Here is a 20,909-nt window from a genome sequence, read left to right on the forward strand (position 1 = left end):
GGTCGTTCGGAGCAGGAAGGATTAAGCGGCACGTATGGAAGAACCGTTGGGCATCCGTCTTTTCAAGGAGACGGACATCGAAGCCATGTGCGCGATATGGAACGAAGTCGTCGAGGGCGGCATCGCGTTTCCCCAGGAAGAGCTTCTCGATGAAGCGTCGGCTCGCGAGTTTTTCGCGTCGCAGTCGGCAACTGCGGTTGCCGAGGGCGGCGGGAAGGTTCTCGGCCTCTATATTCTGCACCCCAACAACGTCGGCCGGTGCGCACATGTTGCGAATGCGAGCTACGCGGTCGCTTCGGAGGCGAGGGGCAGGGGGCTTGGCAGGATGCTTGTGAGCGATTCGCTTGTGCGTGCGGGCGATCTCGGGTTTTCCGGTCTGCAGTTCAACGCCGTCGTCGCAAGCAATGCGGGGGCCGTTCATTTGTACGAGGACCTTGGATTCGCCTGCATCGGCACGATACCCGGAGGGTTTCGCCTGAAGGACGGCACGTTCGAGGATACGCGGATATACTTCCATCGAGTGTAGGCACCCTGCTGCGCAATGGTGCACTTTCTGTAATTCGTGCCGCCTTTTCGCTGAATGCTTGCCAGAAGCGCATTTTCACCCTATTATTAGCAATTGCTGTTTTTCAGGAGGTCGATTCGCGTAGAGTCGAGCACCCAAACGTTGTATTTCATGGTAAAAGGAGTTCATCTTCATGGCAGTTAAGATTCGTCTCGCCCGCCACGGCGCTAAAAAGGCACCTTACTACCGCATCGTCGTTGCCGACGCCCGCGCTCCGCGCGATGGCCGTTTCATCGAGGAGGTCGGCCGTTACAACCCCTGCGTCGATCCCGCTATGGTGAAGTTCGATTTCGAAAAGGTCGATACCTGGCTCAAGAACGGTGCGCAGCCGACCGATACGGTTGCCCGTCTGCTCGAAACCGCTCGCAAGGGCGAGTAGCGCCATGTCAGCGCAAGCGACAGACATCGCCGGATTGGTGAGCTCGGTCGTAGAGCCGCTGGTCGAGTTTCCGGATGACCTCGAGATCACTTCGAGCGAAGCCGACGACGGAACGATCCTCGTCGAGATTCGCGTGCACGAAGACGATGCCGGAAAGGTCATCGGGCGCCAGGGTAGGGTTATCAAGGCGATCCGCACGCTCGCGCGCGCGGCGGCCTCCCGCACTGACACGCATGTCGAAGTCGAACTCATCGATTAGATGCACGACTGGGCAAACGTCGCCGAACTGGTAAAACCGAAGAGCCTGCAAGGGGGGCTGGTCGCACGCAGTGCGCCTGGCCTTCCTTTTTTGCTGCATGAGGGCACGGAGGTCGCGTTCGTTCCGCCGGTGCTCGACGCTCCGAGGCGCGGAGTCGTGCGCGAGGTGGGCCATCTGGGCGACGGCGCGTATCTCGTATTGTTCGACGGCGTCGATTCGATCGATTCCGCCGAAGCCCTTGCGGGCTGCTCGTGCCTTGTGCGCCGGTCCGATCTTCCCGACGGCTTCGATCGCGTAGTCGAACGGGAACTTGCGGGCTTCGAGGTTTACGACGAGGACGCCGGTTTCGTCGGCAGCGTGCGCGAGATCATCGACAACACCGCGCAGCGGCTCATCGCGATCGACGGCGAGGCGGGCGAGGTGCTTGTCCCGTACGTCGATGCGATCGTGATCGACGTCGACCGGGAGGCTCGCACCGTGAGGACGCGCATGCCGCAGGGCCTGCTCGATTGTTGAGGTTCGGCGAGGATGCGAAACGGGATCAACCGGTTCGCTTGAGATGGGAAAGGACGGATCCATGAGGATCGAAACGCTTTCGACGTTTCCCGGCATGTTCGACTCGATCATGGGTTCGTCGATGATGCGCATCGCCCAGGAGAAGGGCATATTGGAATTCACTGCTCACGACCTTCGGGACTGGACGCACGATCGTCATCGCACGACCGACGACGATCCGTACGGAGGCGGTCAAGGGCTCGTCATGAAGTGCGAGCCGATATTCGAGGCGTACGACGAGATCGCGGCCTCGGGAATTGGCAAGCCCTGCACGATCTTCCTCAGTCCGACTGGCGAGCCGTTCTCCGAGGCGCTTGCCACCGAGCTGTCGGTTTGCGAGCGCCTGCTGTTCGTGTGCGGGCATTACGAGGGCATCGACGAGCGTGCGTATTCGCTCGCCGATAAAACGATTTCGATCGGCGATTACGTGCTGACGAGCGGCGAGCTCGCATCGATGGTGATAATCGATGCGGTGGTGCGCAAGATCGATGGCGTTCTCGGCGACGAGGCGGGCGCGATCGACGAGAGCTTCTACGACGGCCTGCTCGAATACCCCCAATACACGAGGCCTGCGAGCTTTCGCGGCATGGACGTTCCCGCCGTGCTTCTCAGCGGGAACCATGCGGCCGTCGAGCGGTGGAGGCGCGAAATGAGCCTCGAGCGTACGGCGAGGTTGCGTCCCGACCTGATCGCATCGGCGAATCTCGACGCAAGCGACCGGACGTTTCTCGGATCGCTCGGTATCGGCGGGGAAGGCTGCTCGCGATGACCCCGGATTTCCCTCGCATCGCTTCGCATGCGGTTCGATCGGCGGGCCGCTGATGGCCGGCAAGCAGGCATTCATGGATGCCGGTCGGCACGCCGACCCCGATAGGCCGTCGCTTCTCAAGGGGCTTGCGAGCTTTGTCGCAACCATCGCGATCGCGCTCGGCATCTCGTGGTTCCTCATGACGTTCGTCATCCATTCCTACGAGGTCCCCTCGGGGTCCATGGAGACCACCATCATCACCGGGGACAAGGTGATTTCGGAGAAGGTCAGCTACTACTTCCGAAACGTGGAACCAGGAGACATCGTCACGTTCGACGACAAGGAGATTCCCGGCAGGATACTCCTCAAGCGCTGCATCGCGGTAGGCGGCCAGACCGTCGACCTCGTCGACGGCAAGGTGTACGTGGACGGCGTCGCGCTCAGCGAGCCCTACACCCACGGGCTCCCGTCCGATCCGTTCGCGAGCACGCTCGTAGACATAGCCTACCCCTATACGGTGCCCGAGGGCGAGATATGGGTGATGGGGGACAACCGCACGAACTCGAAGGACTCCCGCTACTTCGGCTCCGTCAAGGAAAAGAGCGTGACCGGGAGGGTGTGTCTTGTCTACTGGCCGTTCGGCGATTTCGGTGTCCTTTAAGGCGTGCGGAGACCCGTTTCGCATGCGGTGTCCAAGGCGGTTTTCGAACCTGCTCGCGTGACCGTGCCGCTGATCATGGATTTCTGAAATCTTTATCGAACGGCGTTCCCGACTAGGCGCGAAGCGGTATCATATACCGTCGAAGCGTATTCAGGCGTATCGATTGGCGAGGTCTGGATGGAAAGGAAGCAAACGTTCATGGATGCCGGTCAGCACGCCGATCCCCGTAGGCCGTCCCTCTTTCGGAGCCTGCTGAGCCTTCTTATCATGGTCGCCCTCGTCGTGGGACTCTCGTGGTTCCTCCGCGAATTCGTCATCCAGCCCTACGAGATTCCCTCAGGGTCCATGGAAACCACCATCATGACCGGCGATAAAGTGTTCTCCGAGCGGGTGAGCTATTACTTCCGCGACATCGAGCCGGGCGACATCGTCACCTTCGAGGACAAGGAGATCCCGGGACGCATTCTCATAAAGCGCTGCATCGCGGTAGGCGGCCAGACCGTCGACCTCGTCGACGGCAAGGTGTACGTGGACGGCGTCGCGCTCAGCGAGCCCTACACCCACGGGCTCCCGTCCGATCCGTTCGCGAGCACGCTCGTAGACATAGCCTACCCCTATACGGTGCCCGAGGGCGAGATATGGGTGATGGGGGACAACCGCACGAACTCGAAGGACTCCCGCTACTTCGGCTCCGTCAAGGAAAAGAGCGTGACCGGGAAAGCCTGCTTCATATACTGGCCTTTGGAGAACTTCGGGGTTCTCCAGTAGGGCTTTCGGGAAAAGTACGAATCAGATCGCAAGGAGAACCATGTCATCAGCTGTCGAAACCGAAACCGAGTTCGCACCCGAATCGCTGCCCCCGACGTTCCAGGACGTCATCATGGGCCTGCAGCGTTACTGGGCGAGTGCGGGGTGCGTCATCTTGCAACCCTACGACAACGAGGTGGGCGCCGGTACGAACGCGCCCGCGACGACGCTCAGGTCGCTCGGCCCCGATACGTGGCGGACGGGCTATGTGCAGGGATGCCGCCGTCCCACCGACGGCCGCTACGGCGAGAATCCGAACCGCCTGCAGCACTACTACCAATTCCAGGTGCTCATCAAGCCCTCGCCCGACAACATCCAGGATCTCTACCTGGGCAGCCTGCGCGCTATCGGCATCGATGTGGACGCCCATGACGTGCGCTTCGTCGAGGACGACTGGGAAAGCCCGACGCTCGGCGCATGGGGTCTTGGCTGGGAGGTTTGGATCGACGGCATGGAGGTCACGCAGTTCACGTACTTCCAGCAGGTCGGCGGATTCGAATGCAACCCGGTGCCGGTGGAGATCGCCTACGGCCTGGAACGTTTGACCATGTACATCCAGGGCGTCGATTCCATCTACGACATCGTCTGGTCGCGGGGCGACGACGGGGTCGTGTTCACCTACGGCGATGTGTTCCTCGAAAACGAGCGCGAGTACTCGGCGTACAACTTCGAGGTGGCCGATACCGAATTTCTGTTCCAAGAGTTCAACGAGCGCGAAAAGGAGTGCATGCGCGTGCTCGACGCCGGGCTGCCGCTTCCCGCCTACGACAGCGTGCTCAAGTGCTGCCATGCCTTCAACCTGCTCGACGCCCGCGGCGTGATATCGGCAACCGAGCGCATGGCCTACATCCTGCGCGTGCGCACGCTCGCCAAGGCGGTGTGCGCGTCGTATCTGGAGCACGTGGTGGGCGAAAAGCCCGCAGGCGGCGATGAGGAAGGGAAGGAGGCGTAAGATGGCGGAGAATACCCGTACGCTCGCATTCGAAATCGGAACCGAGGAAATACCCGCATTCGACCTGGCGAACGCCACCAAGCAGCTCGAGACGCTCGTGCCCGTAGCGCTCGACGCCCTTCGCATACCGCACGGGAAGGTGCGCCTCTACTCTACGCCGCGCCGCCTGATCTCCATCGTCGAAGAAGTCGCCGAGGAAACCGAGGCGCTCGTCCTGGAGCATAAGGGTCCCTCGATCAAGATCGCGTTCGATGCTGACGGCAACCCCACCAAGGCTGCAGAGGGTTTCGCCCGCGGCAAGGGCGTGAGCGTCGCCGATCTCGAGCGCAGGGAGGTCGACGGCATCGAGTACGTGTACGCGACCAAGAGCATCGCGGCGCGACCCGTCGCCGATCTGCTCCCCGATGCGCTCGGCGGCCTCATCGAGAGCATCTCATGGCCGAAATCGTGTCGCTGGGGCACCCAGACGGTGCTGTTCTCCCGTCCCGTGCGCTGGCTTCTCGCCCTGTTCGGCACCCAGGTCGTGCCCGTAACGTTCGCTAACCTCGTCGCCGGCGACACCACGAGGGGGCATCGCTTCCTCGCACCCGGACCCCATAAGGTCGCTTCCGCCGACGAGCTGATCGATGTCGTGTTGAACGCGAAGGTCGTCCCGAGCGAGGCTCTGCGCGAAGAGGCCATCCGTGCAGGCGTCGCCGCGGCCGAGCGCGAGACGGGCTCTACCGCCGAGCTTCCGGCCAAGACGCTCACCGAGGTGATCAACCTCACCGAGTTTCCGACGGTCCTCGTCGGTTCGTTCGACGAGGAGTTCCTGCGCGTTCCCGCGGAGATCATCGTCGACGCCATGCTCATGCACCAGCGCTATTTCCCGCTCTACGACGGCGCGGGCGGGCTTACGAACCGCTTCATCGTCGTGACGAACGGAAACCCCGACTGCGCCTCGACCATCATCGATGGAAACGAGCGCGTGGTTCGCGCGCGCCTCGCCGATGCGAAGTTCTTCTACGAAGAGGATCTGAAGCAGCCGCTCGAAGCCTACGTCGACCGCCTCGACGAAGTCGTGTTCCAGGAAGCGCTCGGCACCATGAAGGCGAAGACCGATCGCGTGGTTGAGCTCGCCGATGCGCTTGCGGGCGATGCGGGTTTGTCGAAGGCCGACGCCGCCGACGCCCATCGCGCCGCCTATCTCAGCAAAGCCGACCTCGTGAGCAACGCGGTCGTCGAGTTCACGAGCGTGCAGGGCATCATGGGCTCCTACTACGCCGAGGCGTCGGGCGAGACGGCCCAGGTGGCCCGTGCCATCGCCGACCACTACCGCCCGCGCTTCGCGGGCGACGAGCTGCCGGAGAGCACGGTTGGCAGAATCGTCGCCGCCGCCGATAAGCTCGATACCATTTGCGGCCTATTCGCGGTAGGCCAGGGGCCGACCGGATCGTCGGATCCGTTCGCGCTGCGCCGTGCGGCGATCGGCATCGTGAACATGCTCGCTGCGGGCCTGCCCGTTTCGCTCGACCGCGCGATCTCGGCTTCCCTCGATACCTATTCGGCCGTCGAATTCGATCGAGAGGCCGTTCAGCGCGAGGTGGCCGACTTCTTCGTTACGCGCACGAAAGTCATGCTGCGCGATGGCGGTAAATCTCCCGACGTAATCGATGCGGTGCTCGCCACTGGCGTGACCGAACCCGCCGAGATCATCGCCCGTGTCGAAGCGCTGCAGGGCGCTCGCGACGATATGGCCGACGTTATGGACGATCTCGCTACGGCGTACGCGCGCGCGAACAACCTGCGCGACGCATCGCTCGGCGATACGGTCGATCAGGCGCTTATGGGGGAGGCCGAGAGCGCGCTCGCCGAGGCGCTCGAGGGCGTGCAGGCGAAAGCCGACGCTGCGCTCGCTGAAAACGCGTATGCGACGGCTCTGCGCGAGCTGGCGGCTCTGCGCGGCCCGATCGACAGGTTCTTCGAAGACGTCCTCATCATGGACGAGGACGAGGCGCTGAAAACGAACAGGTTGAAGCTGCTCAACCGCTTCGTCTCGGTGTTCGCCCGCGTAGCCGACTTCGGCAAGATGGCCAAATCGGGTAGGTAGGGTCATGGTTCTCGAGCCGGTTACGGTTGACAACAACACGCCGCTTCCGACGATCCACGTCATAAGCGACTCGGTGGGCCTCACGGCGCAGGCGGTCGCCCGTGCGGCGACGAGCCAGTTCGGCGTCACCGATCCGTGCATCGAGGTGCTGCCGAAGGTGCATACGTTCGGCGACATCAAGGAGTTCTTCGAGGAGCATGCGGCCTACCACAGGCAGGTTCTCGGCACGGACCGCATGCTCGTCTTCTACACGCTCGTCGACGAGGCGCTGCGCATCCAGCTCAAGGCGTACGTCGAAGAGCATGACAACATCGTCGCCGTCGACCTCCTGTCGGCGGCGATCGACGCCATCGCCGATATGAGCGGGCTTTCGCCCTCCACCAAACCGGGCGGGTTGCACGTTGCCGACGAGAACTACTTCCGCCGCATCGCCGCCCTCGAATTCACGATCGCGCACGACGACGGGCGCAATCCGCAGGATCTCACCCAGGCCGACATCGTGCTCATCGGCGTGTCGCGCACGTCGAAGACGCCGCTTTCCATCTACCTCGCGCAGCAGGGTTACAAGGTGGCGAACATCCCCCTCGATCTGCACACCGACCCGCCTCGCGAACTCGAAGACGTCGAATCGACGCGCCTGTTCGGGCTCATGACGACGGCGGAAGTGCTCATCAACATCCGACAGCGCCGCCTCGGAAACGCAAGCGCGGTCGCGGCGAGCTACGCGGATCCCGAAGAGGTGCACCGCGATCTCGAGGAATCGAGGGCGCTCATGCGCAAGCTCGGCTGCATCGTCGTGCGTACCGACAATCGCGCTGTCGAGGAAACGGCCCAGGAGATTCTGCGCTATTTCGAGCGCAGCCATCCGCCTTCAGCGGAAGCGCTGATGTAGCAAAACGCAGTCACGTGCGACATGCGCTCCGCGTGTTTCATGCGGCGTGCCGTGCGTCGCGAGTCTCGTGTCGCCTGCCGCACGCCGTAGGCACTTTCGACGACGGGAAGCTCGGAATGGCAGAGAATTCGACCTGTGTCAATTATAGAATATATTACTAAGTTGGAATTGAGGAAAAGCCTCGTGAAATGCCAGGTCGTAATTTTTGCATACAGCGATTAGTTCAAATATACTATATTACATTTTGACACAGGTCGAATTCTCTGCCATTTCAGGGGATCGCGCCGCCGGATACGCCGTCAATTCCCGGCACTTTCCGTCCGCGAAACGTTCTTGTCCAGAGCCGCCGTCGATCCGCTGACCGTCCGCCGCCGTTAAGGGCCGCCCGCAACCCGTCCGCCTTGCTCCAGATGCCGAAAAGCTCATGGATGATGCGTCGAGGCAGCGCGTTTGCGGTACTATAAACAGCGCGCCCGACCTCTGCTGATATGATGAACGGAGGCCCTCGGCGAGGGCTTTGGCTCATAATGAGTACGTGGTGTGTGTTTTGGCAACCAAGCGCTAAGGAGAAAAAGGTGACCGAAGAAGTGAAGCGCGTCTATGCGTTCGGCAAGGACGCACAAGGCAACAACGTGACCGAGGGCAACACGAACATGAAGGCGGTTCTGGGCGGCAAGGGCGCTAACCTCGCCGAGATGGCCAACATAGGCCTGCCGGTGCCTCCGGGATTCACCATCTCGTGTCAGACATGCATGGAATACGCCAACGCCGACAACACGTGGCCCGAGGGCGCTTTGGACACCATCGAGGAGTACCGTGAAGATCTCGAGGCCCGCATGGGCAAGAAGATCGGCGACGCGGAGGATCCGCTGCTCGTATCGGTTCGCAGCGGCGCGCCGATGTCGATGCCGGGCATGATGGACACCGTGCTCAACCTAGGACTCAACGACGAATCGATCAACGGCCTCATCAAACAGACCGACAATCCCCGCTTCGCGTGGGACTCCTACCGCCGGTTCATTCAGATGTTCTCCGGCGTGGTCATGGGTCTTGACGGCGATCTGTTCGAAAACGCCATCACGGCAATGAAAAACGCACGCGGTGTGAAATCCGATACCGATCTGACCGCCGAGGATCTGCAGGAGCTCGTGGTCGAGTTCAAACAGATCTTCTCCGACAACGTGGACGCTTCGGCGTATCCCTCGCTCGTCGTCGATGGCAAGCCGTCTTTCCCGCAGAATCCCGATGTGCAGCTGCGTCTCGCCATCGAAGCGGTGTTCGGCAGCTGGAACAATCCACGCGCAACGCTGTACCGCAAGCAGAACAAGATCGCCGACGATCTCGGCACCGCCGTGAACGTGCAGTCGATGGTCTTCGGCAACAAGGGCGAGACCTCCGCAACGGGCGTTGCCTTCACCCGTAACCCCGCAAACGGGGAAAAGGAATTCTACGGCGACTATCTGGTGAACGCCCAGGGCGAAGACGTCGTCGCAGGCATCCGCAATACGAGCCCCATTGCCGATCTTAAGCATGTGGCCGGTCTCGAAGATGCGGGCCGCGAGCTCGAAGAGGTGTTCGTCACCCTCGAGAACCATTTCCGCGATATGTGCGACATCGAGTTCACGATCGAGCAGGGCAAGCTCTGGATGCTGCAGACCCGTGTGGGCAAGCGCACCGCCGCCGCCGCGCTCCACATCGCAATCGAGATGGAAAAGGAAGGCCTCATCACCAAGGAAGAGGCCGTTATGCGCGTCGATCCCGAGCAGCTCGACCAGCTCCTGCATCCGCAGTTCGACAAGACCGCCGACTACGATGTGCTCGCCAAAGGCCTCAATGCGAGCCCGGGCGCCGCTGTCGGCGAAGCGGTCTTCTCGGCCGTCGATGCCGTGGCCGTCGCCGAAGCGGGCCGCAAGTGCGTGCTCGTGCGTTGGGAGACCAATCCCGACGACCTCGCCGGCATGATCGCCGCCGAGGGCATCCTTACCTCCCATGGTGGAAAGACCTCGCATGCGGCCGTTATCGCCCGCGGTATGGGCACCCCGTGCGTCTGCGGCGTCGAAGCGCTCAAGATCGATGCCGAGAAGAAGGAGGCCTCCGTTATCGGAACCGACATCGTCATCAAGGAAGGCGATATGATCTCGATCGACGGTACGACGGGCATCGTTGTCCTGGGCGCCGTCGAGCTGGTTCTCCCCGAGCTCACGGGCGATCTCGATACGATCCTCGAATGGGCCGACGAGTTCCGCACCATGGGCGTGCGCGCGAACGCCGACAACCCCGAGGATGCCGAGCTTTCCCGCTCCTTCGGTGCGACGGGCATAGGTCTCTGCCGTACCGAGCACATGTTCCTCGGCGATCGCAAGCAGATCATCCAGTCGTTCATCCTCACCGACGACCCCGCGGTGCGCGAGAAGGCCCTTTCCGACCTGCTCGCCGCTCAGACGGGCGATTTCTACGGCATGTTCAAGGCCATGGACGGCCTGCCGGTCATCGTGCGCCTGCTCGATCCTCCGCTGCACGAGTTCCTCGAGAGCCCCCGTGAGCTCGATGTCGAAATCGCGCGCATGGAGGCAACCGGCGCCCCCGCTGCCGACATCGCCGCGAAGCGCAAGCTCATGGATCAGATCGACGCGATGAGCGAAGCGAACCCGATGCTCGGGCTTCGCGGCTGCCGCCTCGCGATCCTGTATCCCGAGCTTCCCGCCATGCAGGTGCGCGCTATCGCCACGGCTATGGCGCAGCTTAAGAAGGAAGGCCTCGATCCCGAGCCCGAGATCATGATCCCGCTCGTGTCGGTGCTGCCCGAACTCGCCGTGCTGCGCGAGGAATGCGAAGCCGCCATCGCCCAGGTGTGCGAAGAGGAGGGCGTCGAGCTTGAGATTCCGATCGGCACTATGATCGAGCTGCCGCGTGCCGCCGTTACGGCTGACGAGATCGCCACCAAGGCCGACTTCTTCAGCTTCGGCACCAACGATCTCACCCAGACGACGTTCGGATTCTCGCGCGACGATGTCGAGTCGAAGTTCATCCCGCGCTACCTCGAGCGCCGCTTGATCCCGTACAACCCGTTCGAAACCGTCGACCCGGGTGTCGCCGCACTCGTCGATATGGGCTGCACCAAGGGTCGCGCGACCAACCCCGACATCACGCTCGGCGTCTGCGGAGAGCACGGTGGCGACCCCGATTCGGTGAAGATGTTCCACAAGATCGGCCTCACCTACGTGAGCTGCTCGCCGTACCGCGTTCCGCTCGCGCGCCTCGCCGCCGCCCAGGCTGCCCTGGAGGAGAAGATGGGCAACACGCGCGACAAGTAGGATTGCGCGCTTGCGGCGGAGGATGCCGTAATGCGCGGTGCCGAGACGAGGCGAATCGCAAAGCCGGCTTGCCTGTCCATAGCGCTTAGAAAGCGCCCCGACCTTCGATGGTCGGGGCGCTTTGCGTGATGCGAGCGGAAACCGTCGCTTTCTGGCAAGGTTCTACATTGAGGGAGACGGAAGCTTACGGTGCCGTGAGGTTCAAAGGCCGATCGGGGGATTTCCCGGCCGTTCCGCTATACTTACGTTCGATCCCTGCAAGGAAGCGCACACGATCGGAGGAACCGTTGGGTATCGAGAACCTGCCCCGCACCATAGAGATGACCGAATCGGCCGATGGGCGCCGAACGGCCCGTATCGTCGACCAGCGCGCACTTCCTCGGGATCTGAGCTATTCCGACGTGAAAACCCACCGCGAGATGATCGATGCCGTCAAGACGCTTGCGCTTCGCGGCGCGCCCGCCATCGGCATCGGGGGAGCGGCGGCGCTTGCACTGTACGCGGAGAACGAATCGGGGGCGGACGATGCGGCCGCGCTGCTGTCGGAGCTCGAAACCGTCGCGCAATCCGTTTCGACTGCGCGCCCCACGGCCGTCAACCTGTCCTGGGGAGTTGCCCGAGCGCTCGAAGTCGCCCGCGTTGCAGCGGCTGGAACCGCAGCGGCGAGCGCAGTAGCGGATGCGCTCGTTTCTGACGTGCGAGCTATGATCGAAGAGGACGAGGCGGCCAACCGTGCGATCGGAGCCTTCGGCGCCGAGCTGCTCGGCGCCGGCACCCGCATCCTCACGCACTGTAACGCGGGAAGTCTCGCCACGGCCTTTTACGGTACGGCGCTCGGGGTGGTGTATGCGGCGCATCGGCAAGGCAAGATTGACATGGTGTACGCCGACGAGACGCGTCCGGTCGGCCAAGGCGCGCGGCTTACCGCCTGGGAGCTCGGTCGAGCCGGAGTCCCCTGTACGCTCATCTGCGACAACATGGCTGCTTCGGTCATGGCTGCCGGCAAGGTGGATGCGGTCGTCGTCGGTGCCGACCGCATCTGCGCAAACGGCGATACCGCGAACAAGATAGGCACGTACGGTCTAGCCGTGCTCGCACGTCATCACGGCATACCCTTCTACGTAGCAGCGCCGACTTCCACCATAGACGCCTCGCTTGCTGCGGGTTCGCAGATTCCCATCGAAGAGCGCGCCGCGACCGAGGTGTCGGCCTGCATTCCCCAAGGCGTCGAGGTGTTCAACCCCGCGTTCGATGTAACGCCTGCGAACCTGATAACCGCGATCATCACCGAGCGGGGCGTATTCGATCCGGAATCCGTCTAGAAGGCGCTGCCGGCGCGTTTTCGTCAATCGCGCACGTAGGGCACAAAGGAAACCTCGTACTTGCCCGTTGCATACGCAGGGGGGATGTAATCTGATTCCGTCGTAGCGAAGCCCTTCGCCGTATCTCCCCCGAGAAAGCCGCCCTCACCGTCTATGGCCGCAAACGTTACATAGTAGCCGATATCTCCCTTGGTCGTGAATTCGGGCATCTCGACGAATAGCTTCAGATGCTCGGGCTCCATATTGCTTTGTTCGGTCAGCACGGCTGTGACGTCGGGAGCGTCAAGCTTCTGGCCGAGGAATTGAGCCCACGTCTCGGGGAGCTCCGCCTCGCTCATGAAAACCGCGCCTTCCAAGGGGGTGTTCGCGGAGACGGCGAAGGAAATCTCCGCATCGGTTTTCTGAAGGGTATGCGCAACGACCCGTATCGTCTCATTGGGTTTGATGACGATGGTTTGGTGGATGACGAGCGCAGACGGATCGATGACGAGACCGGACTCCAAAACGGCATAGGCGTTGCTGTTCGGATTGGTGATGGTGAAGCGCTGCGAAACCATCTGTTCTTTATCGATCGCGGTGGACACGTTGCTGAACGGCGTCGAGGTCTTTTCCGACTGCTCTAGTTCCAAAGGCTTTATCTCGACGGATTCGTCGACGGACGCTTCAGGGGATTCGCTGCCGGCCTCTGCCGGAGCTGACGCCGTCTCCTCGCTCGGCGCATCGGATCCCCCGCATCCAACCAACCCGATGGCCAGGCACGCAACCATACCTGCACTTACAAACAACCCGCTCTTTTTCACGTTAGACCCTTTCGAGCGAATGCTTTTCGTTTGCACGCGGCAACGCAGCCCCTGTCCCAGCCGGTATCCTCCGCGTTTTCCAAACGACTATACCCGATAGTGAGGCAAAAAATGAGAAGAAATTACCTTAAAAAGGCAGGGATCGGAAATACCGGGGATCGACCGTCTGCGATATCCCGGAACGCGAGAGCGGGGTTCGGTGCGGCCGCATCTTATGCGCGGTTACGCCTGTTTCGTTCGCGCGCTTGAAGGAAGTCGTGCGAGCGCGCCGAAGCTCGCTACGCAAGCCCTGCAGTTCGTTTCGGCATCGGGGCGTTCTTCTGCTACACTTGCGGAAAACGGATAAGGACCTTGTGTTCGACGCCGAGGAGGAGCTATGCGCATTATCTACCGCGAGGATCAGGAACAGCGTGAGCACGTTTCGTTGTCCGAGGAAGCTGCGTTTGCTGACGAGAGCGAGGGCAGGGCGCGCTCGACCGAGCCCGATATCCTGAGAAACGACTACCAGCGCGACCGCGACAAGATCCTTCATACGAAGTCGTTTCGCCGCCTGTCCCACAAGACGCAGGTGTTCCTTGCGGCTGAAGGCGATCACTTCCGCACGCGCTTGACCCATACGCTCGAAGTTTCCCAAATCGCCCGGACGATCGCCCGGGCGCTCGGCCTGAACGAGGATCTTACCGAGGCGATCGCGCTCGGGCACGATCTCGGCCATACGCCGTTCGGCCATACCGGCGAAGAGGCGCTTTCGATCTGCATCGCCCGGCATCGCGGCATCCCGCACAGCGATGCCGACAGTCCGCTTCTCTACCACCACAACGCACAGAGCCTGCGCGTGGTCGAGGTGATCGAGAACGGGGGCAAGGGCTTGAACCTCACGCCCGAGGTGCGCGACGGCATCATCTGCCATACGGGCGAGCAGCGCGCCGAAACCCTCGAGGGGCGCATCGTAGCCACCGCCGACCGCATCGCGTACGTGAACCACGATATCGACGACGCGATCCGTGCGGGCGTCCTGCGGGAATCAGACCTTCCCGATTCGACGCACGAGGTTCTGGGCCCCGATCACTCTTCGCGCATCCAGACGCTCGTGCTCGATATGGTGGAAACCTCGGCGGCAAACGACGATATCCTCATGAGCGGGCGGGTGTGGGACGCCATGAGCGAGCTCCGATCGTTTCTGTTCGATCGCGTGTACATGGCCCCCGTCGTCATGGTCGAAGTGCGCAAGGCCATGCACCTCATCGGGGATCTTTTCGACTACTACGTCGAGCATATCGACGAGGTTCCGCAGGAGTACTGCGCCATATCCGAGGGAGACGATCTGCGTGCGGTGACCGACTACGTGGCAGGCATGACCGACCGCTACGCGAAGAGCCTCTATCAGGATCTGTTCGTGCCCCAGTCGCTTCATCGCTGAGCCGCGCCGCCAGCCAGGCTGCCGCGCTATCATCCCGCTGGCCTCCCGCCAACCGAGGTTTTGTCGGAAATCGGCCTTCTGCTGGCAGTCAACCGTCGATATGCGATATGCCGACGAGGAAGTTAGCCTCTATTAATTTTCTGACCTGCGGTTTTGCCGGACTGTTTGCTAGCGGGCGCTCTGAAGAGATCTCCAGGCCCCCGATCTCGTCGCATAACGGCGGTTGACTGCCAGCAGAAGCCTGTTTTCGCACAAAACCTCTCGATTGCATGGGACAGAAGTGCAAAAGGCTGCTCGGATATCGCTCGGGTGTCCGGGGCGAGGAAAGAGGCGCTCGGGAGCGCGCGGCGAGTTCGCCTCCGTCTGGTTGCTCGGGGTAGTTTGGAACGGCTCGGTTTATCGGGAAGACTGCCGCGAAGGCGGATAGGGGCTTACAAAACGGCAGCGTACCGCTATAATCATGCAGGTTATGCCATCCAGGGAACACATACAGCAGTCGCTTTCCGCAGCGCTTCCGATCATGCTCGGATACGTTGCCATCGGTATTCCGTGCGGCATCCTCTGCTCGTCGATAGGACTCGATGCGCTGCAGGTGTTTCTGCTCTCGGCTCTCTTCTATTCGGGGGCGGGACAGTTCATGATCCCCAACATGTGGATCGCGGGCGCTCCCATCTCGGCCATCGTCGCATCGGTATCGCTTGTGAACACGAGGCAGATGCTCTACAGCGCATCGTTTGCGAAAGCTTGCGAAGGCGCGCGCAAGCGGGTATCGTTTTTGTTCGCCGCGACGGTGACCGACGAGAGCTACGGTGTGAACATGGCGAAATTCGAGGAGGGCGGCTGGTCGGTGGGCAGGGCCACCATGGTGAACCTGTTCTCCCAGACCTCGTGGGCCCTTTCGAACGTGCTCGGCGTGCTCGTGGGAAACGCGATCGGCATTCCGCTCGCCATCGCGTCGTTCGCCATGACCTCGATCTTCATCTGCCTTCTGTGTACGCAGAAGATCACAGCGGCCAACGGAGTCGCAGTCGGCGTTGCCATGATCGGCGTGTTTTTATGCAAGGCAGCAGGGTTCTCCGGTCCGGCGATTCTGATCGGAGCCGTTGCGGGCGTGGTGGCGGCCATGGTCTTTTCGGGAGCGAGGGCCCGATGAACGAGTTGATGGGGTGGCCCGAGTTTCTCATCGTGTTCGCGTGCTGCGCGGGCACGATGCTCCTCTGCCGTGTGGTGCCTCTGTTCCTGCTCAAAGGCAAGGAGTTGCCCGAGAGCGTCAGCCAGGCGCTCGGATTCATCCCCCCTGCGGCGTTCGCGGCTCTCGTTGCGAACGACCTGCTTACGCCTGGAATGTTCGATGCGGGTCTCTGGCCGGCTGCGGCGCCTCTTCTCGCAGCGGCGATCGTGGTCGTTGTGGGTCTTAAGACGAAATCGCTTCTATGGTGCGCGATTACGGGCGTTGCCGCCTATGCGCTCCTGCTCATGATCTAGGGCTGTCCGTTCGCCTGATCGCTTCGATGAGCGCGTTCCAGCCCGCTGCGCCCGTCTCGTCGCGCTTGAAGACCCCGGTTGTCTCGAGGATGGTCTCGAACACGCGCCCGACTTCTTCTTGCATGGGAGGCGAGAGCCTGCGCGTCGGCTCGGGGAAGCCGTCGGTCGAGCCTTCGTTGTCCGACTTCTCGCCTGCGTCGAGGAATTCGGCGGCTCTGCGGGCGTACACGTCTGCCGCCCACGATGCGTGGGGTGCGGTCGCCTTCTGTTCGAGCAGCTTCGCCTGCACCCAGGCGACGCTTCGGTTTTTGCGGGCGGCCCGCACGAGTTCGCGCTGTACTGCGGGAAGCTCGCGGGCGAGCCGTGCGGGCAGGATGGCGAGTCCCATGATCTCGATGAGCCCGATGTTCTCCTTCTTGATGTGGTGCAGCTCGTCTCCAGGATGGAAGATGCCCCAGGGGTGCCCGGCGTCGGTGCGGTTGTTGCGCAGCACCAGATCCATCGTATAGGTCGCACCCGTTTTGCGCACGATGGGGTTGAGCGTGTTGTGGAGGACGGCGCAACCGTCCTTCGACGGGTTCGGACTGTGCGAGGCGATCGCGCACGCGTCATGCGAGAAGCTCTGCCATGCGCGAAGGATCCTCGCCGCCGCGCAACAGAGGCTCGCTCGATCGGCGGATTCCAAGCGCAGCACCGAGGCGGGCCAGCGGACGATGCCGCACCGTACATCGGGGAAGGCCTCCAGGGCGACGTCGCGTTCGACTGGCGCCTTCATGAGGGGAAACGTATGGCGCCCGCCCTGGAAATGGTCGTGGGAGAGGATCGAGCCGCCCACGATGGGCAGATCGGCGTTCGAGCCGATGAAGTAGAACGGGAAGGCATCGGCGAAATCGAGCAGCCGCTCGAAGCAGGCGGCGGCGATCCTCATGGGTCGATGCTTTTCGGAAAGCGCGATGCAGTGCTCGGGCACGTAGGCGTAGGGGGAGTACTGCAGGCCCCATCGCTCACCGCCGAGTTCGATGGCGGCGATGCGCAGGCCGGGCTTCGCGGGATGCTCGGGGCTGCCGGCGAACCCTTCGTTCTCCCAGCAGAGGTCGCATCGGGGTACGGATCTAATCGGGGCCGAGTCTGACGAAGAGCATGCGGAAGGGATGCGGTTTTCCGCTTCGGTCGCGTCGGCGACGGCGTCGTGCGCGCCCGCGGCGGCGGATTTGGCGGGCGATGCCGCGGCTTCGGCGATGGCGCGCGGATCTTTTTCGGGTTTAGACAGGTTGATGGTGCATTCGAGCGTTCCGTAGGCGCTCTCGCTCGTCCAGCGGATGTTTCTCTCGACCGCCTCCGTTTCGATGTAGCCGCTTGCGACGCCCAGATCGTACAGGTAAGCGGTAGCCTTCTCGGGATCGTCGGCGAACAGGCGGGCGAAGGTTGAGCGCACCTCGTCGGGGTTTGGCAGGCGCTTCGACATCAGGCGAGCCTTATCCCATAGGCACCGGGCTGGCCGAGCGAGACGGGCATGCAGGCGCGGTATCCGAGCAGGCCGTCCATAGCCGCTGCGAACGCTTCCGACTCGCGTGAGGGGACGAAGGCGAGCACGCTGCCGCCGAAGCCCCCGCCGTGGATGCGGTAGGCGCCCGCAGCGCCGAGCAGATGGGAGCACAGCGCGAGGATGACCATGGCGGGCTGATGGGCGCCCGAAGCGTCGAGGCGCGGCGAGACGTTCTGCAGGAATTCGGCCGACGAGGCGCCCGACCGGCGCACCTGCGCGAGAAACGCCTCGAAGTCTCCCGCTTCGAGCGCACGCTGCTGGGCGAGCACGCGCTTTGTTTCGTCGAAGTAGTGGAGCGCGCGCAGGGTTTTGCGGTCCCCGAGCTCGGTTCGGACGCGCGGCAGGTTTTCGAAAAAGGCGCGCTGCGGCACCTCTTCGAGCCGATCGCTCCCGAAGAGGTGCGCGACGTCGCGCATGTCGGCGGGTACGGCGGCGTATTCTTCGGTGAATGCGGCGTGGTCGCATCTGCTGTCTATCAGGCAGAGCGAGAAGGCGCAGGCATCGACATCGAAGGCGATCGGTACTGCGCGGGGCGTCTCTTCCGAGAAGTCCATGGCCACGATGCCGCCGAGCGCGCAGGCTATCTGGTCCTGTGCGCCGCACGGCTTGCCGAAATAGGCGCGCTCGGCTTGCACGCCTTCCAGGGCGAGTGCGATCAGCTCGTCTAGCGACAGCTCCCCTGAGCGGTCGAACAGGGCGCGCATCGCCGCTCCGACGAGTACCTCGAACGCCGCCGACGACGAAACGCCCGATCCGGCGGGGATGTCGGATGCGACGGCCATGTCGAAACCGCCGAGCGGCTTTCCCGACCGGGCGCGGGCGGCTGCCATACCCCTTACGAGCGCTGCCGACGTTGCCCGCTCGCTCTCGCGCGGCGCGAGATCCGAGCAGCTCATGCGCACTTCGCCGAATCCCCCCATGACGACGCGCACTTCGCCTGAGCCGTTGGGCGCGGCGAACGCGTGCGCGCGCCGGTCGATGGCACCTGCGATGGTGCGACCACCCTGATGATCGGTGTGGTTGCCCGCGAGCTCGACGCGGCCGGGAGCCGAGGCCGATACCGAGGGGGTGCCTGCGAACCGTGCGGCGTACAGCTCTTTCGCCCGCTGCTCTGCGTTGCCCAGTGCGCTCATCGCTGCTCGCCTTCCTGCGAAGAGGCGCGCGCCGCGCCGCATGCCGCGATTGCGGGATCTTCGCCGATCGGATCGCCGTTGAGCTTGTTGATGCGCCGGTCGTAGGTCAGGATCCCGTTCGTTTCCTCTTCGACGTCGGAGAGTTGGGTGTACACGAATCCCGCAAGCCCCTCGCTCTCAAGCGAATCGGCGTCTGCGAGGGCTTTGCCGACGGCCGCCCTGAAAGCAGTCAGATCGGTGAAGCTTCCGTAGCCGTACGAGGAGGAAAGCGAGCTGTGATCGGACACGTGATAGGACAGTCCGCCGAACTCCGAGATGACGAACGCCCGTCGAGGTTGCGCTTGGTCTGCGTACACCTCAAGAGGGCGGAAGTAGTTGTGTACGCTTGAGAAGTCGCCGCAGGCCTGGTCGTACCACCCGCTGACCGCATCGATCGGCCGGGTCGGATCGAGTGCGCGCACCGCCTCGGTCGCCGAGCGGGCATCGAACTGCCCCCACGCCTCGTTGAAGAGCACCCACGTGACGATCGACGGATGGTTCTTCAGGTATGCGATGGTGCCCGCGCAGGTGTCGGTCCATTCAGCACGGTACGCATCGCTTCCCGCCGAATAGGCGCGATGGCGCCTCGGCGTGTCGTCGGCGCACGAGGTCCACGACCGGCGGAAGAACGTGGGCTTGTAGCTCGAGTGCCAGGCGCTCAGGGGCGAGCCGCCCGACACCATGTCCTGCCATACGAGCATCCCGAGCCTATCGCAGTGGTAGTACCAGCGGTCGCTTTCGATCTTGATGTGCTTGCGCAGCATGGTGAAGCCGAGTTTTTGGCACGTTTCGATATCGAAGGCGAGCGCTTCGTCGGAGGGTGCGGTCAAGAGGCCGTCGGGCCAGTATCCCTGATCGAGCACGCCGCGCAGAAACCGCGGTTCGTGGTTTACGCAGAGCCTCACGATGCCGTGTTCGTCGGGCTCCATCGACACGGTGCGGAAGGCGCAGTAGCTTTTCACCCTGTCGTCTCCGAAGACGAGCTCGAGGCGGTACAGGTGCGGATCTTCGGGGCTCCACAGGTGCGGGCGAGCGACATCGAGGACGAGCCTGTGGGTGCAGAGTGCGTGCGACGCGCAGCCTGCCTCGCTCGCGCCGGAGCCGGTGTCGGCGTGCGCGGTTTCTGCGGGTGCATCCGAGACGGCGGCGAGCGCCTCCGCATCGCCGTCGAGAAGCCGGACGGTCAGGGCGGTGGATCCCGCGTTCGCCGCGCTCTCATCGTCATGCACGGTTACGACGAGTTCGAGCACGCCCGCATCCGCCTGCGCGTCGATCTCGATCGACTCGATGTGCGCTTCGGGTACGGCCTCGAGCCATACCGTCTGCCATATGCCGCTCTGCGCGGTGTACCAGATGCCTCCCCGGTCGAGCTTCTGCTTGCCGCGCAGCTGCACGCCTTCGTCGCTCGGATCGTACACGCACAGGGCGATCTCGTTTGCGCCGTCTGCGAGAGCGTCGGTGATGTCGAAGGAGAAGGGAAGGTAGCCGCCGACGTGGTTCCCTACGCGGGTGCCGTTCACGAGGCAGGCGCATGCGTAGTCGACCGCTTCGAAGTGCAGGAACAGACGGTCGTGCGCGCCGATGCTCGGAGTGGGGAACGTTCGGCGGTACCACAGAAGCTCGTTCGGCATGAGCTGGCGGTTCACGCCCGAAAGCGGTGCCTCAGGGGAGAACGGAACGCGGATGGAACCTTCGAAGTCCGTTGGGGTTTCGGCGGTTCGCCAAGCGGTCTCTGCGCTCTCGCAGGCAACGATGCGGTAGTCCCACCAGCCGTCGAGCGATTGAAAGCTCGTGCGCTCGAACTGGGGATGCGGATGGACGGGCTCGCTCTCGCATCCCTCGGCGATGCGCTCGCCCCACACGGTGTAGAGCGGCTCGAGCGCGGTCTGTTCGGGCTTTCGGGGTGCGCTTGCAAGCACGCGTTTGATGTCGAGCATGGCGGT

At 62.9% G+C, this 20,909-nt stretch carries 19 protein-coding genes; 15 read left to right on the forward strand and 4 right to left on the reverse strand.

Features of this window, described 5'->3' with window-relative positions; all coding sequences use genetic code 11:
* The first annotated feature begins 34 nt into the window (after positions 1-34).
* The 12 genes from MWL89_RS07765 to mtnA all read left to right on the forward strand — a co-directional run bounded on the left by MWL89_RS07765 (position 35) and on the right by mtnA (position 12,543).
* Entirely contained in the window at positions 35-526 is a 492-nt protein-coding gene (locus MWL89_RS07765; RefSeq protein WP_244412523.1) for a GNAT family N-acetyltransferase, read from the forward strand.
* A gap of 172 nt (positions 527-698) precedes the next feature.
* Positions 699-944 carry a 30S ribosomal protein S16 gene (rpsP, locus tag MWL89_RS07770; protein ID WP_102378226.1) on the forward strand — a complete coding sequence of 82 codons (246 nt, stop codon included), beginning with the start codon at positions 699-701 and terminating at the stop codon, positions 942-944.
* 4 nt (positions 945-948) lie between these two features.
* Positions 949-1,203, forward strand: a complete 255-nt coding sequence (locus tag MWL89_RS07775) for a KH domain-containing protein (protein ID WP_102378225.1) — start codon at positions 949-951, stop codon at positions 1,201-1,203.
* Positions 1,204-1,719: a ribosome maturation factor RimM gene (locus tag MWL89_RS07780; RefSeq protein ID WP_244412524.1), complete on the forward strand. Its 516-nt coding sequence runs from the start codon at positions 1,204-1,206 to the stop codon at positions 1,717-1,719.
* 61 nt (positions 1,720-1,780) lie between these two features.
* Positions 1,781-2,527: a tRNA (guanosine(37)-N1)-methyltransferase TrmD gene (gene trmD / locus MWL89_RS07785; RefSeq protein WP_244412525.1), complete on the forward strand. Its 747-nt coding sequence runs from the start codon at positions 1,781-1,783 to the stop codon at positions 2,525-2,527.
* Positions 2,528-2,600: 73 nt separating this feature from the next.
* Positions 2,601-3,167, forward strand: coding sequence for a signal peptidase I (lepB, locus tag MWL89_RS07790; RefSeq protein WP_102379539.1), 567 nt, complete (start codon positions 2,601-2,603; stop codon positions 3,165-3,167).
* Positions 3,168-3,365: 198 nt separating this feature from the next.
* On the forward strand, positions 3,366-3,935 hold the full coding sequence (lepB, locus tag MWL89_RS07795; RefSeq protein ID WP_102378222.1) for a signal peptidase I: 570 nt from the start codon (positions 3,366-3,368) through the stop codon (positions 3,933-3,935).
* A 40-nt stretch (positions 3,936-3,975) separates the two neighbouring features.
* Positions 3,976-4,926 (forward strand): glycine--tRNA ligase subunit alpha, encoded by a 951-nt coding sequence (locus MWL89_RS07800; RefSeq protein WP_102378221.1) that lies wholly within the window; start codon positions 3,976-3,978, stop codon positions 4,924-4,926.
* Position 4,927: 1 nt separating this feature from the next.
* Positions 4,928-7,015, forward strand: a complete 2,088-nt coding sequence (gene glyS, locus MWL89_RS07805; RefSeq protein ID WP_244412526.1) for a glycine--tRNA ligase subunit beta — start codon at positions 4,928-4,930, stop codon at positions 7,013-7,015.
* Between the two features lie 4 nt (positions 7,016-7,019).
* Positions 7,020-7,907: a pyruvate, water dikinase regulatory protein gene (locus tag MWL89_RS07810; RefSeq protein WP_102378219.1), complete on the forward strand. Its 888-nt coding sequence runs from the start codon at positions 7,020-7,022 to the stop codon at positions 7,905-7,907.
* Between the two features lie 575 nt (positions 7,908-8,482).
* Positions 8,483-11,221, forward strand: coding sequence for a pyruvate, phosphate dikinase (gene ppdK, locus MWL89_RS07815; protein WP_244412527.1), 2,739 nt, complete (start codon positions 8,483-8,485; stop codon positions 11,219-11,221).
* A 287-nt stretch (positions 11,222-11,508) separates the two neighbouring features.
* A complete protein-coding gene (gene mtnA, locus MWL89_RS07820; protein WP_244412528.1) occupies positions 11,509-12,543 on the forward strand; it encodes an S-methyl-5-thioribose-1-phosphate isomerase in 1,035 nt (344 codons plus the stop codon).
* 23 nt (positions 12,544-12,566) lie between these two features.
* On the opposite strand, the gene MWL89_RS07825 is transcribed toward mtnA, so the two are convergent.
* Complete coding sequence (locus MWL89_RS07825) at positions 12,567-13,343, reverse strand: hypothetical protein (RefSeq protein ID WP_244412529.1); 777 nt, start codon at positions 13,341-13,343, stop codon at positions 12,567-12,569.
* Between the two features lie 376 nt (positions 13,344-13,719).
* On the opposite strand from MWL89_RS07825, the gene MWL89_RS07830 reads away from it, so the two are divergent.
* The 3 genes from MWL89_RS07830 (at position 13,720) to MWL89_RS07840 (ending at position 16,248) form a co-directional block, all read left to right on the forward strand.
* The gene (locus MWL89_RS07830; RefSeq protein ID WP_102378215.1) at positions 13,720-14,763 is read left to right on the forward strand and encodes a deoxyguanosinetriphosphate triphosphohydrolase; all 1,044 of its coding nucleotides are present in this window, start codon (positions 13,720-13,722) and stop codon (positions 14,761-14,763) included.
* A gap of 469 nt (positions 14,764-15,232) precedes the next feature.
* Positions 15,233-15,916, forward strand: a complete 684-nt coding sequence (locus MWL89_RS07835; protein ID WP_244412530.1) for an AzlC family ABC transporter permease — start codon at positions 15,233-15,235, stop codon at positions 15,914-15,916.
* Complete coding sequence (locus tag MWL89_RS07840) at positions 15,913-16,248, forward strand: AzlD domain-containing protein (RefSeq protein WP_244412531.1); 336 nt, start codon at positions 15,913-15,915, stop codon at positions 16,246-16,248. Before MWL89_RS07835 ends, MWL89_RS07840 begins: the two co-directional genes overlap by 4 nt.
* Here the strand turns inward: MWL89_RS07840 and MWL89_RS07845 are convergent.
* From MWL89_RS07845 to MWL89_RS07855, 3 genes are read right to left on the reverse strand one after another with little or no spacing between them, the layout of a single operon-like run.
* Entirely contained in the window at positions 16,238-17,713 is a 1,476-nt protein-coding gene (locus MWL89_RS07845) for a UDP-glucose--hexose-1-phosphate uridylyltransferase (protein ID WP_244412532.1), read from the reverse strand. The two genes, MWL89_RS07840 and MWL89_RS07845, sit on opposite strands and share 11 nt — an antisense overlap.
* Positions 17,713-18,927: a galactokinase gene (locus MWL89_RS07850; RefSeq protein ID WP_244412533.1), complete on the reverse strand. Its 1,215-nt coding sequence runs from the start codon at positions 18,925-18,927 to the stop codon at positions 17,713-17,715. The genes MWL89_RS07845 and MWL89_RS07850 overlap by 1 nt, the downstream gene beginning before the upstream one ends.
* Positions 18,924-20,903: a glycoside hydrolase family 2 protein gene (locus MWL89_RS07855; protein ID WP_244412534.1), complete on the reverse strand. Its 1,980-nt coding sequence runs from the start codon at positions 20,901-20,903 to the stop codon at positions 18,924-18,926. Before MWL89_RS07855 ends, MWL89_RS07850 begins: the two co-directional genes overlap by 4 nt.
* Positions 20,904-20,909 lie beyond the last annotated feature (6 nt).

The organism is Raoultibacter timonensis, from assembly GCF_022845715.1.
In the GTDB taxonomy this organism is placed as follows: Bacteria; Actinomycetota; Coriobacteriia; order Coriobacteriales; family Eggerthellaceae; genus Raoultibacter; species Raoultibacter timonensis.